Below are 12,489 nucleotides of genomic sequence, written 5' to 3'. Positions count from 1 at the left end.
CTTCCGCGAGATCCACGAAAAAGCCGGCGATTGCCGGCTTTTTCGTGTCCGAAGCCGGATCAGCCCCGGCCCTGAGTCGCCTTGCGTACGTCCTTGGGAATCTGGATCACCACGCTTTCCGAGTAGCGGTCGTGCCAGGTGCGCTTGTCCTTGTCCCAGAGCATCCACAGGAAGCCCAGGCCCAGGCAGGCCCAGGAGCCGATGGAAATGACGAAGCGCAGCAGTGCCTGCAGCAGGCTGATCCGCGAGCCGTCGGCATTCTGCACGCGAATGCCCCAGACCTGCATGCCGAGGGTCTGGCCGCTGTGGGTCCAGAACTTGGCGAAGAAGGCGAACAGGCTGATGAACAGCAGGCTGGACAGCAGCGGATCGCCTGTCAGGCCGCCCTGGTCGGCCAGTTGCCTGAGCTTCTCGCTGCCGTAGATGAGCCGGAGGACGCCCTGCTGATAGATCAGCGTCACGACCATCATCAGCGCCACGCAGAGCAGGAAGTCATAGAACATGGCGGCGAGGCGGCGAATGAGCGGGGCAGGCGGGAAGTTTCCCGCGGGCTGGAGCTGCGGTTTGGACATGGCGTCTTCTATGGCGGGTCGTGGGTCGGCGGGGCGCTGCCCCGGATGAATGGGGCGGGATTATACGGTTTCCGGCCGGTTAGGTTCTCGGCTGGATGCCGCTTGCCTGGAGGCGAGGCGAACGGTCGCATGGCAGGGATGTCGTTGCGCGGCGATGCAGCGAGGGCGTTGGTCAGTTGGTTGGAGTCTGTTGGGCGGTTCTGTCATCGATTGGCAGGGCTTGCATAACCTGGCCGGCGAGCGCAGGGGAGCCGCGGCGAGTTTTTCTGGCGGCGTTACCGCTCTATGTCCTGCATCTAATCCCTGTGGAGCCGATAAATAAGAGTGGTATGTGATTCACACTTTCAAATTAAAGCAGTGTTTCTCTTAACAAATTTTTGACATTTGTTATTTGGTTTTAAGGGAGAGTTTCAGCCCACGGTCGTGCACGAATCAGGATTTTCTGATGGAAATTCGATCGCGGCAGCTGTCGCGAGGGCACTTGTCGTGATCGGGGCGTTTCGCTCTAATGGCGCGCCCTTGCGGGCCTCTTGCAGGTCGGCTTTTCAAGGATTGGATCCAGTGAATTATTCGTTGATTAACTTTTTATACAGCGATGGGCGACGACTGGTCTCAAATTGCTGGTCAGCGGAATGGCAGTCCGCCGTTTCACTAATAGAGTTGTCTGGGAAGGCTTTGGAACAAGAGTCTGAATAAATGCCTATTCGTTCCCGTGGATTCACCCTGATTGAATTGATGGTAGTTGCGGCGATCGTCGCCATTCTGGCTGCCATCGCCTATCCCAGCTATCAGCAGTACGTCATTCGCGGCAAACGCTCCGCCGCGCAGGCGCAGATGATGGACATCGCCAATCGCGAACAGCAGTACCTGCTGGCCAACCGCGCCTATGCGGACAAGACCGCACTGGAAGCGGGCGGTTACGCGTTGCCCAGCGAAGTGTCGGGCAGCTACAGCTACGACATCACCCTGGGCACCGGAACGCCGCCGACCTTCACCATCACCTTCACCGCGACTGGCGCACAAGCCAGCGACGGCAACCTGACCCTGAAAAGCGACGGCACCAAGACGCCGCCGGCCAAGTGGTGATCGATATGGACGCCCCCCGACAGCGTGGTTTGACCCTTATCGAGCTGCTGGTCAGCATCCTGATCATTTCCCTGGGCCTTCTCGGCTTGGCCAAGCTGCAGGCGCGTATGCAGCTTTCGGAGATGGAGTCCTACCAGCGCGCCCAGGCGCTGTTGCTGCTCAACGATATGTCCAGCCGGATGACGGCCAATCCGAACAGCTCTGGCAACTATGTCACTGGTAGTTCCAGTCCCGTCGGCGCGGGTATGAGTTGCCCAACCAGCACCGCCACGCGCGCGCAAGCGGACAAGGCCGACTGGTGCAACAGCTTGCAGGGTGCGGCCGAAGTCGGCGGTGGTAGCGTCAAGGCCGGAGCCATGCTGGGCGGGCGTGGCTGCATCGAGTCCCTGGGCAGCGGACAGTACCTGATCACCGTGGCCTGGCAAGGCATGAGCCCCATTTCGGCGCCTCCTGCCAGCGTGGCCTGTGGCAAGGATGATTACGATGGCGGCTCAGCAGAATGCAAAGATGATCTCTGTCGGCGTGTGGTTACCACTATCGTGAGGGTGGCCACGCTATGAGGCGTACTTTCCAGCAACGAGGCTTCACCCTGGTCGAGATGATGGTCGCGGTGACCATCGGGCTGCTGATCATGGTTGGCGTCCTGACGCTTTACCTCAATCTGCGCCGCACCAACGACGATATGGCCAACACCAACTCGCTGATCGAGAATGGGCGCTTCGCTGTTCAACTGCTGCAGGAAGACCTGGCCCACGCCGGCTTCTGGAATGGCTATATCCCGCAGTTCGACGATTTGACGTCGAGCAATATTCCGACTGATGTGCCTGCGGCATTGCCGCCGGTATGCGGCGATTTCTCGACGTGGACGGTGGATGACAAGACTGCCGCCTTGGGCATTGCCGTGCAGACTTACTCGGCGGCTCCCCCGGGATGCTCCGGAATCGTCACCGACCTGGCGGCTGATTCCGACGTGCTGGTGGTCCGGCATGTTGAAACCTGCGTGCCAGGTATCGGCAACTGCGAGTCTTTAACAGCCGGCAAAGTGTACTTCCAGGTGTCTTCTTGTGACACCGAGCCCACATCCTCCTATGTACTTGGCACCGGCGGATTCACTTTGCATCAGCGCGACTGCCTCACCCTGGCGGAGCGGCGCAAGTACATCACCGACCTCTATTACGTGCGCGATTATGCGGTGACCCCAGGCGATGGCATCCCCACGCTGATGCGCTCGCAGTTCGACTACACCGGTGGTGCCACTCCCAGCAACGGCCAGCAGACGGCGGTGCCGCTGATCGAGGGGGTCGAGGCGCTTCGTGTCGAGCTTGGCATCGACAACGTCAGCGATTCCGGCGGCGCCGTGCATAACGATCAAGCGGTCATCTGGGCTAATGAAGACAACAAGACATCACCTACCAACCGCGGAGACGGTTCGGCAGATGGCAGTTTCATTCATTGCGACGAGGAACCGCCTGCGGCTCCCTGCACCATAGACGCGCTGATCAATGTGGTGGAAGCCAAGCTCTACGTCCTGGTGCGCAGTCGTACGGCAACGCCGGGTTATACCTCGGACAAGGAGTACGTCCTGGGGGGAAGTACCCTGGGGCCGTTCACCGATGGCTACAAGCGGCACCTGTTCACCTCCAGCGCAGCGCTGGTGAACGTTTCCCGTAGGAGGCAGACGCCATGAGCATAAGTGGCAAGGCGGGTGAGCAGCGTGGTGCGACCCTGGTGGTCGTCCTGGTGATGCTGCTGATGTTGATGCTGATGGTGGGCAGTGCCTACACCTTGAGCGGAACCAACCTGAAGGCGGTGGGCAACATGCAATTCCGCAACGAGGCCATCGCTGCAGCAAACATCGGTATCCAGCGGGTGCTCGGTTCGGCGTTCACCACGGCTCCGCAGGGCGAGCCGCTGGATGTTGACATCAACAACGACGGTATCAGGGATTACGTGGTGCAGATGGCCACGCCGGTGTGCATGAGCGCCAGGCCGAGTGGCAATGAGTCGCTCTGTGGCCAGGGGACCAAGAGTATGTGCAGTCAGGACTGGAATACCGTCTGGGCGTTGAATGCCACGGTGACCGATGACATGAGCGGCGCTTCGGTCAAGGTGCGTTCGGGGGTGCGCGTACAGCTCACCGATACGCAGAAACGTGCAGTGTGCGGAGTATGAAGATGAAAGCTCAGGGCAATGTCTCGGTCTTCTGGCGAGTTCTTGCATTGTGCGCTCTGTGCGTCGCGCAGGTGACGGTTCATGCGGAGGATATCGACTTGTTCGTCGGTACACCTCCGAACGAAGCTGACGCGCCGAACGTGTTGATAGTCCTCGACAACACAGCCAACTGGGAGACGCCGTTCCTCAACGAGAAGGCTGCTTTGGTGTCGGTGATCAACGGGCTTCAGGCGAACAAGTTCCGTGTTGGCCTGATGATGTTTACCGAGAGCGGAAATGGGAACAAAGGTGATGACGGAGCCTATGTTCGTGCTGCCATCCGCCTGTTCGACGATGCCACGAAGACCACGTACCAGACGCTGATGAACAGCCTGGATGTGGGGGGCGACAAATCCAACGGCGGCAAGATCAGCAAGGCCATGGAAGAAGCCTGGCTGTACTACTCGGCTGGGGTGCCCAACTCCGGCAACCAGAAGGTCAAGACCGACTATTCCGGCAATACCTCGGGTACGGTGGCCTCGAATGCCATCTACGCGCTCGGCAATAACGCACTGCCGGCGAAGGACAGTGGTCGCTACAATAATCCCATCATTGCCGGCTGCGCCAAGAACTTCATTATCTATATCAGCAACGGCGCTGCGCAGGACAATACCAACGACATCGAGCAGGCCACCGCTGCGCTGACCACGGCGGGCGGCAACACCACTGCGATTCCGATTTCCCCCAGCGGCTCGCAGGACAACGTGGCCGACGAGTGGGCGCGCTTCATGAAGAAGAGCCGCCTGAACATCACTACCTATACGGTGGATATCAACAAGGTCACCACTGGTCAGGGGCCAGGGTGGACCGCTCTGCTCAAGAGCATGGCTAACGTCAGCAGTGGCAAGTATTTCGACGTCAGTTCCACCGGCACCGAGATCGCCGATGCGCTGAATTCTATTTTCTCCGAAATCCAGGCGACCAACAGCGTGTTCGCCTCCGTGACCTTGCCGGTCAGCGTCAATACCCAAAGCACCTATCTGAACCAGGTGTTCGTCGGTATGTTCCGCCCCGATTCGGATTCCTTCCCGCGTTGGGCGGGCAACCTTAAGCAGTACAAGTTGGGGATGGTCAACGACAAGTTGCAGACGGTGGATGCTGCTGACAAAAGTGCGATCAACAGCGCTACCGGCTTCGTCACTGAATGCGCGCGGAGTTTCTGGACGCCCAGCACTACGGACACCTACTGGACCAACAAGCCGCAAGGCAATTGCCTGACGGTGCCGGGCTCGGATGTCTCCAACTCTCCGGATGGAAATATCGTGGAGAAGGGGGCGCAGGCTTACATGTTGCGCCAGTCCACTACTCGTACGGTGAAGACCTGTGCCCCCACGGGATGCACTACGCTCACCAATTTCAATACCGGCAACGCGGCAATCACTTCGACGCTGTTGGGCGTGGCGGACGCGGATCGTGACAACGTGATCAACTGGGCTCGGGGTGCCAACAACAAAGGCGATGAGTTCAGAGACCCCGCCGAGGTGCGCCCCTCGGTGCACGGCGATATCGTGCATTCGCGTCCGGCAGCCATCAACTACGGAACGGAGTCTGATCCCCGGGTGGTGGTCTACTACGGCGGAAACGATGGCTTGCTGCATGCCATCAACGGTAACCGTACCGCCAGCATCGGCTCAGTGAGTGCTGGCAGCGAGTTCTGGTCGTTCATGCCGCCGGAGTTCTATCCGAGCATCAAACGACTGCGCGACAACAACGTGACCATCAGCTTCCCTGGGCATACGACCGCTACGCCGACGCCCCAGCCCAAGTCCTACGGCATGGATGGCTCCATTACGGCGGTGCGGCAGGGCACCAGCACCTGGATCTATGCGGCCATGCGGCGTGGTGGGCGGGCTATCTATTCATTCAACGTCACGGACCCTGAATCTCCGACGCTGAAATGGAAACTCGGCTGCCCCAACATGGGTGATGACAACGGCTGCAGCACCGGCTTCAGTGAGATCGGCCAGACCTGGGCCACACCGACTGCCTTCAAGGCGACAGGCTATGGCAGCGGGACTGAAACGATACTGGCAATGGGCGGTGGCTACGATGTTTGCGAGGACGGTGATCCCAATACCTGTACCTCCAGCGCCAAGGGCAACAAGATCTATCTGCTGAATGCCGATAGCGGGGCGCTGCTCAAGACCTTCACGACCGATCGTGGCGTCGTCGGTGATGTGACCATGCTGACCGATAGCAACGGTATGGCGAGCTACGGCTATGCCACGGACCTGGGCGGTAACATCTATCGCATTTCCGGACCTGTCTCGAATACTACTGGGGCCAGCCCCCTCGGAAATACCGCGCCGGCTAACTGGGTCATTACCAAGATTGCTGCGTTGGGCTGTAACACCGCTTCCAGTTGCTCGGCGAATCGCAAGTTCATGTATGGCCCAGAAGTGGCGGTGGCCAACGGCGAGTACGTGATCGTTGTCGGTTCGGGAGACCGGGAGAAACCTATCCGCAGTTATACCTCTGCCATGACTGTGGACAATCGGTTCTACAGTCTGCGTGACAAGCCGATCGATCCGACCTGGCTGACCACCGAGAACGATACCTGCAGCGCTGATGTGATCTGCAATAGTTCGCTGCTGGCCATTACCAGCACTGCAACGCCGCCGGCCAGCGATCTCGCTGCTCATCCAAAGGGGTGGTACCTGGAACTGCAATCGACGGAGCAGGTGGTAACCTCCGCGCTGCTGCTATTCGATACCATCATTTTCAGTACCCATGAGCCAGCAGTACCCAGTACTACCAGTTGCGCCAGTCTCGGGACGGCACGCAACTACAACATCAACTATAAGAATGCCGAAGGTTCCAACGGCGATCGCTTCTCGGTGATTGCAGGAGGCGGGTTGGCACCATCGCCGGTGGCTGGCGTCGTCATACTCGATGATGGGACGCAGAAGCCCTTCATCATCGGCGGTGGTGACTGTGCCACCGATTCTTCGCTGCAAGGTTGCGAAGCCAAGCCTCCGGCAGCAGGCATCCGGCCGAAGTCCTGGGTGTTCTGGAACATCGAGCGATAGGAGCGGGGATGGCAATGCACTCTCGTCGAGCGTCCAGTGGCTTCACCCTGCTCGAACTGATGGTCACGGTTGCGGTGGCGGCGATTCTGCTCTCCCTTGCAGTGCCGTCGTTCACCGACGCCACCTTGGCCGGCAAGCTCAGCGCCAGCGCCAACGATCTGGTGGCTGGCGTGGCGCTGGGGCGTAGCGAGGCGATCAAGCGCAACAAAGTGACCAAGATGTGTGTGTCCAGCGATGGCAGCACCTGCGGCTCAGGCGGCTGGGAGCAGGGCTGGATCATCCTCGTCGACACTACCGTGATCCAGAAGCACGCAGCGGCGCCGGCCGGCTTCAAGGTCACATCCGAAGTCACGCATATCGACTTCCAGCCGTCCGGTGTCGGCAATACCCAGGCGAGCCTCACCGTCTGCCGGGCTACGCCGACGGTGGGCGCGCAGGAGCGGGTAGTGGATGTCAGTGCGACTGGGCGAGCCTATGTCAGCAAGACCAGCACTGGAAGCTGCTCGTAAGGCTTGCCTGAGCGAGGTCGGTATCCTGTAGGCCTCAAGATCAGTGACACGCCGGAGCGGAGGGGGAAATTCTTCTACGCCCGGCGAGGCTGAAGCTGACCGGGCCGATAAGCTGGGGCAGTTCCTCGATGGCGGCGCTGGGGCTCTTTGCCCCAGTAGGAGGCGCTTTCAGTGCCTCTGAGGCCTTGCCTTCTCATGCGACCAGTTCTGGATATTCTCCATTTTTCGCGCTGTGCCGAGGCGGGGCTTACGCTTGCGCCGAAGGGAAGGGGAAGTCCGCTTTGCGCTACTTCCAGGCTCAAGGGCAGATTTGTGGCAGCGCATAAAATCGCAGGCAACAAAAAACCGGCTCAAAGGCCGGTTTTGCTGGTGTCCTGGCACTTCTCTCGAAGAGTCAGGTGGTGCCCCGGGAGAGACTCGAACTCTCACTCTGTCGCCAGAAACGGATTTTGAATCCGCCGCGTCTACCGATTCCGCCACCGAGGCAATGGCGGCGCAGTATAGGGATGCGCTCTGCGGCGGTCAATCCGCTCGATTGGTCAGAATTTGGCAATTCCAGTAAGATATGCGGCCCTTCGAGATAGCTCCCCCCATGCGTGTCGCCGACTTTCATTTCGATCTACCCGAGGCGCTGATCGCCCGCCATCCGCTTGCCGAACGCCGCGCCAGCCGCCTGCTGGTGCTGGATGGTCCGAGCGGCGAGCTCAGCCATCGGCAATTCGCCGACATCCTCGGCTTCCTCAAGCCGGGCGACCTGATGGTGTTCAACAACACCCGGGTGATTCCCGCCCGCCTGTTCGGCCAGAAGGCTTCCGGCGGCAAGCTGGAGATCCTCGTGGAGCGCGTGCTGGACAGCCATCGCGTGCTCGCCCACGTGCGTTCCAGCAAATCGCCCAAGCCGGGTTCGACGATCCTTGTCGACGGCGGTGGCGAAGCGGAAATGCTGCAGCGCCACGACGCGCTGTTCGAGCTGCGCTTCAGCGAGGAAGTGCTGCCGTTGCTGGAGCGTGTCGGCCACATGCCGCTGCCGCCCTATATCGACCGGCCTGACGAGGCTGCCGACCGCGAGCGCTACCAGACCGTCTACGCCGAGCGTGCCGGCGCCGTGGCCGCGCCCACGGCCGGCCTGCATTTCGACGAGGCGCTGCTGGAGGCGATCCGCGCCAGGGGCGTCGATACCGCCTTCGTCACCCTGCACGTGGGGGCCGGCACCTTCCAGCCGGTGCGGGTCGAGCGCATCGAGGACCACCACATGCACCACGAGTGGCTGGAGGTCGGCCAGGACGTGGTCGATGCCGTGGCTGCCTGCAAGGCGCGTGGCGGCCGGGTGATCGCCGTCGGCACAACCAGCGTGCGTTCGCTCGAGAGCGCCGCCCGCGATGGGCAGCTCAAGGTCTTCAGCGGCGATACCGACATCTTCATCTTCCCGGGGCGGCCCTTCCATGTGGTCGACGCCCTGGTGACCAACTTCCACCTGCCCGAATCCACGCTGCTGATGCTGGTTTCGGCCTTTGCCGGCTACCCGGAGACCATGGCCGCCTACGCGGCGGCGGTGGAGCAGGGCTATCGCTTCTTCAGCTACGGCGATGCCATGTTCATCACCCGCAATCCGGCACCGCGCGGCCCCGAGGACTGATCCATGAGCTTCATGAAATTCGAACTGCTGGCCACCGAGGGCAAGGCCCGCCGTGGCCGCCTGACTTTCCCGCGCGGCGTGGTGGAGACCCCGGCGTTCATGCCGGTGGGCACCTACGGCACCGTGAAGGGCATGCTCCCGCACGACATCGAGGGCATCGGCGCGCAGATCATCCTCGGCAACACCTTCCACCTGTGGCTGCGCCCGGGCACCGAGGTGATCCGCAAGCACGGCGACCTGCATGACTTCATGCAGTGGCAGGGGCCGATCCTCACCGATTCCGGCGGCTTCCAGGTGTTCAGCCTGGGCGCGCTGCGCAAGATCAAGGAGGAGGGCGTGTACTTTGCCTCGCCGGTGGACGGCGCCAAGGTCTTCATGGGCCCGGAAGAGTCCATGGCCGTGCAGCGCGCGCTGGGTTCGGACATCGTGATGATCTTCGACGAGTGCACGCCGTACCCGGCCGAGTTCGACGTGGCCAAGCGCTCCATGGAGCTGTCGCTGCGCTGGGCCAAGCGCTCGAAGATCGCCCACGGCGACAGCCCCTCGGCGTTGTTCGGCATCGTCCAGGGCGGCATGCACGAAGAGCTGCGCATGCGCTCGCTGGAAGGGCTGAACGAGATCGGCTTCGACGGCCTGGCCATCGGCGGCTTGTCGGTGGGCGAGCCCAAGGAGGAGATGATCCGCGTGCTGGACTTCCTGCCGCCGCACATGCCGGCCGACAAACCTCGTTACCTGATGGGAGTGGGCAAACCCGAGGACCTGGTGGAAGGTGTGCGCCGGGGCGTCGACATGTTCGATTGCGTCATGCCGACCCGCAATGCGCGCAATGGTCATCTTTTCGTCGACACCGGGGTGATCAAGATCCGCAATGCGGTGCACAAGCACGACGAATCGACGCTGGATCCGACCTGCGATTGCTACACCTGCAAGCACTTCTCCCGCGCCTATCTCTACCACCTGGACAAGTGCGGGGAAATGCTCGGCAGCATGCTCAATACCATCCATAACTTGCGGCATTATCAGCGGCTTATGGCTGGTTTGCGCGAGGCAATCCAACAGGGTACATTGGCGAACTTTGTCGACGCCTTCTACGCCAAGCGCGGACTTCCCACGCCGCCGCTGGCGGACTGACCTTTCTTCGAATCATCGAAAAGCCTTGTGACAGGAGTTTCCAATGAGCTTTCTAATTCCCGCTGCCTACGCTGACGCCGCAGCCCCCGCCGCCGCTGCCGGCCCGGTTGGCACCGGCTTCGAGTGGGTGTTCCTGGTCGGTTTCCTGGTCATCTTCTACCTGATGATCTGGCGTCCCCAGGCCAAGCGTTCCAAGGAGCACAAGAACCTGCTCGCCGGCCTGCAGAAGGGTGACGAAGTCGTCACTTCCGCTGGTATCGCTGGCAAGGTGATCAAGGTTGCCGACGATTTCGTCGTCGTCGAAGTTTCCGACAGCGTCGAGCTGAAGTTCCAGAAGGGCGCGATCGCCGCGACCCTGCCGAAAGGCACGCTGAAGGCCATCTGAGCCAACCAACAGAAACCCAATCGACGGGGCGCATGATGCGCCCCGCGTCATAACGGGCGGTGTCATGCTCAACAAGTATCCCCTGTGGAAGTATCTGCTGATCCTGGCGGTCCTAGCCGTCGGTTTCATCTATTCCGCACCCAACCTCTTCCCGGATGACCCGGCCGTGCAGATCAGTGGCGCGAGCACTGCGCTGCAGATCTCCCAGTCTGACCTGGACAAGGCCAGCAAGGCCCTGGCCGATGCGGGCATCGCCGTCAAGGCGGGCTCCCTGGGCAAGAACAGCGGTCTGATCCGCCTGACCCGGCAGGAAGACCAACTGCCGGCCAAGGACATCGTCCGCCGCGCGCTGGGTGACGATTTCGTGGTCGCTCTGAACCTGGCGCAGACCACGCCGAACTGGCTGCGCAGCATCGCTGCCCGCCCGATGAAGCTGGGTCTCGACCTGTCCGGTGGTGTGCACTTCCTGCTGGAAGTGGACATGGACAAGGCCGTCGATGCCCGCCTGAATGTCTACGAGAGCGAGATCAAGAGCGTCCTGCGCAAGGAGCGCGTGCGTTATCGCAGCCTGCCGGCGCAGGACGGCGGCATCCAGCTGGGCTTCACCGAAGAAGCCGATCTGGACAAGGCCAGGTCGCTGATCGCCAAGGACTACCGTGATTTCGAAGTCACCCAGAGCGAGCGTGCCGGCATGCAGGTGCTGCGTCTGGCGATGACCCCGGCGAAGCTGGTGGAAATCCGCGAGTACTCGATCAAGCAGAACCTCACCACCGTCCGCAACCGCGTGAACGAACTGGGCGTCTCCGAGCCGCTGGTGCAGCGCCAGGGCGCCAACCGCATCGTGGTCGAGCTGCCGGGCGTGCAGGACACCGCCGAGGCCAAGCGTATCCTCGGCAAGACCGCCAACCTGGAGTTCCGCCTGGCCGCCGAGCCGGATGCGATCAAGTCCGCCACCGAAACCTTCGAATTCCGCGAGCCGCGCCGTCCGCCGGCGACCCTGGAGCGTGGCGTGATCATCACCGGTGACCAGGTCACCGACGCCAGCGCCAGCTTCGACGAGAACGGCCGCCCGCAGGTGAATATCCGTCTGGATGGCCATGGCGGCGAGCTGATGAACCGCGCGACCCGCAACAACGTCGGCCGCAGCATGGCGGTGGTGTTCATCGAGCAGAAGCCGATCACCCGCTACGTCAAGCAGGTGGTCGACGGCGTCGAGCAGGAAGTCGCCGTTCCGGCGTTCAAGGAAGAGAAGAAGATCATCAGCCTGGCGACCATCCAGTCGCCGCTGGGCAACCAGTTCCGCATCACCGGCCTGGACGCTCCGGGCGAGTCCTCCGAGCTGGCCCTGCTGCTGCGCGCCGGCGGCCTGGCCGCGCCGATGTACTTCGCCGAGGAGCGCACCATCGGCCCGAGCCTGGGTGCGGACAACATTGCCAAGGGTGTCGATGCGTCGCTGTGGGGCATGCTCTTCGTATCCCTGTTCATCATCGTGATCTACCGCTTCTTCGGTGTGATCGCCACGGCCGCCCTGGGTCTGAACATGGTCATGCTGGTGGCGCTGATGTCGATCCTCGGCGCGACCCTGACCCTGCCGGGTATCGCGGGTATCGTGCTGACCATGGGTATGGCGGTGGACGCCAACGTGCTGATCTTCTCGCGGATACGCGAGGAGCTGGCGGCGGGCATGTCCGTGCAGCGGGCGATCCATGAAGGCTTCAACCGCGCCTTCACCGCGATCCTTGACGCCAACCTGACCTCGCTGCTGGTCGGCGGCATCCTCTATGCCATGGGCACCGGCCCGGTGAAGGGCTTCGCCGTGACCATGTCCCTCGGCATTATCACCTCGATGTTCACGGCCATCATGGTCACCCGCGCGATGGTCAACCTGATCTTCGGCGGCCGCGACTTCAAGAAGCTGTGGATCTAAGGG

The 12,489-nt window shown here is 61.6% G+C and carries 11 protein-coding genes and 1 tRNA gene; 10 read left to right on the top strand and 2 right to left on the bottom strand.

Annotated elements, in window-relative coordinates:
- Window positions 1-59: 59 nt before the first annotated feature.
- Entirely contained in the window at window positions 60-572 is a 513-nt protein-coding gene (locus tag AC3B6A_RS21595; protein ID WP_488399144.1) for an RDD family protein, read from the bottom strand.
- Window positions 573-1,268: 696 nt separating this feature from the next.
- On the opposite strand from AC3B6A_RS21595, the gene AC3B6A_RS21590 reads away from it, so the two are divergent.
- Genes AC3B6A_RS21590 through AC3B6A_RS21565 form a run of 6 tightly spaced genes read left to right on the top strand, consistent with a single transcriptional unit; the run spans window position 1,269 to window position 7,407 of the window.
- A complete protein-coding gene (locus AC3B6A_RS21590) occupies window positions 1,269-1,658 on the top strand; it encodes a type IV pilin protein (protein ID WP_488399143.1) in 390 nt (129 codons plus the stop codon).
- Window positions 1,659-1,663: 5 nt separating this feature from the next.
- Entirely contained in the window at window positions 1,664-2,218 is a 555-nt protein-coding gene (pilV, locus tag AC3B6A_RS21585; protein WP_488399142.1) for a type IV pilus modification protein PilV, read from the top strand.
- On the top strand, window positions 2,215-3,345 hold the full coding sequence (locus tag AC3B6A_RS21580) for a PilW family protein (RefSeq protein ID WP_488399140.1): 1,131 nt from the start codon (window positions 2,215-2,217) through the stop codon (window positions 3,343-3,345). The genes pilV and AC3B6A_RS21580 overlap by 4 nt, the downstream gene beginning before the upstream one ends.
- The gene (locus AC3B6A_RS21575) at window positions 3,342-3,830 is read left to right on the top strand and encodes a hypothetical protein (protein WP_488399139.1); all 489 of its coding nucleotides are present in this window, start codon (window positions 3,342-3,344) and stop codon (window positions 3,828-3,830) included. Before AC3B6A_RS21580 ends, AC3B6A_RS21575 begins: the two co-directional genes overlap by 4 nt.
- Before the next feature lie 2 nt (window positions 3,831-3,832).
- Window positions 3,833-6,898, top strand: coding sequence for a pilus assembly protein (locus AC3B6A_RS21570; protein ID WP_488399138.1), 3,066 nt, complete (start codon window positions 3,833-3,835; stop codon window positions 6,896-6,898).
- A gap of 8 nt (window positions 6,899-6,906) precedes the next feature.
- Window positions 6,907-7,407 (top strand): GspH/FimT family pseudopilin, encoded by a 501-nt coding sequence (locus AC3B6A_RS21565; RefSeq protein WP_488399137.1) that lies wholly within the window; start codon window positions 6,907-6,909, stop codon window positions 7,405-7,407.
- Window positions 7,408-7,806: 399 nt separating this feature from the next.
- On the opposite strand, the gene AC3B6A_RS21560 is transcribed toward AC3B6A_RS21565, so the two are convergent.
- Window positions 7,807-7,893, bottom strand: a tRNA-Leu gene (locus AC3B6A_RS21560).
- 106 nt (window positions 7,894-7,999) lie between these two features.
- Between AC3B6A_RS21560 and queA the strand changes: the two genes are divergently transcribed.
- The 4 genes from queA to secD all read left to right on the top strand — a co-directional run bounded on the left by queA (window position 8,000) and on the right by secD (window position 12,486).
- Window positions 8,000-9,043, top strand: a complete 1,044-nt coding sequence (queA, locus tag AC3B6A_RS21555) for a tRNA preQ1(34) S-adenosylmethionine ribosyltransferase-isomerase QueA (RefSeq protein WP_488399136.1) — start codon at window positions 8,000-8,002, stop codon at window positions 9,041-9,043.
- 12 nt (window positions 9,044-9,055) lie between these two features.
- Window positions 9,056-10,174 carry a tRNA guanosine(34) transglycosylase Tgt gene (gene tgt, locus AC3B6A_RS21550; protein ID WP_488403664.1) on the top strand — a complete coding sequence of 373 codons (1,119 nt, stop codon included), beginning with the start codon at window positions 9,056-9,058 and terminating at the stop codon, window positions 10,172-10,174.
- 43 nt (window positions 10,175-10,217) lie between these two features.
- Window positions 10,218-10,559 carry a preprotein translocase subunit YajC gene (gene yajC, locus AC3B6A_RS21545; protein WP_488399135.1) on the top strand — a complete coding sequence of 114 codons (342 nt, stop codon included), beginning with the start codon at window positions 10,218-10,220 and terminating at the stop codon, window positions 10,557-10,559.
- Between the two features lie 64 nt (window positions 10,560-10,623).
- Window positions 10,624-12,486 carry a protein translocase subunit SecD gene (secD, locus tag AC3B6A_RS21540; protein ID WP_488399134.1) on the top strand — a complete coding sequence of 621 codons (1,863 nt, stop codon included), beginning with the start codon at window positions 10,624-10,626 and terminating at the stop codon, window positions 12,484-12,486.
- The last annotated feature ends 3 nt before the right edge of the window (window positions 12,487-12,489 follow it).

It is taken from the genome of Pseudomonas sp. B12(2026), assembly GCF_057767015.1.
The sequence above is the reverse complement of the archived record's forward strand: the minus strand, read 5'-3'. Positions and strand labels throughout refer to the sequence as shown.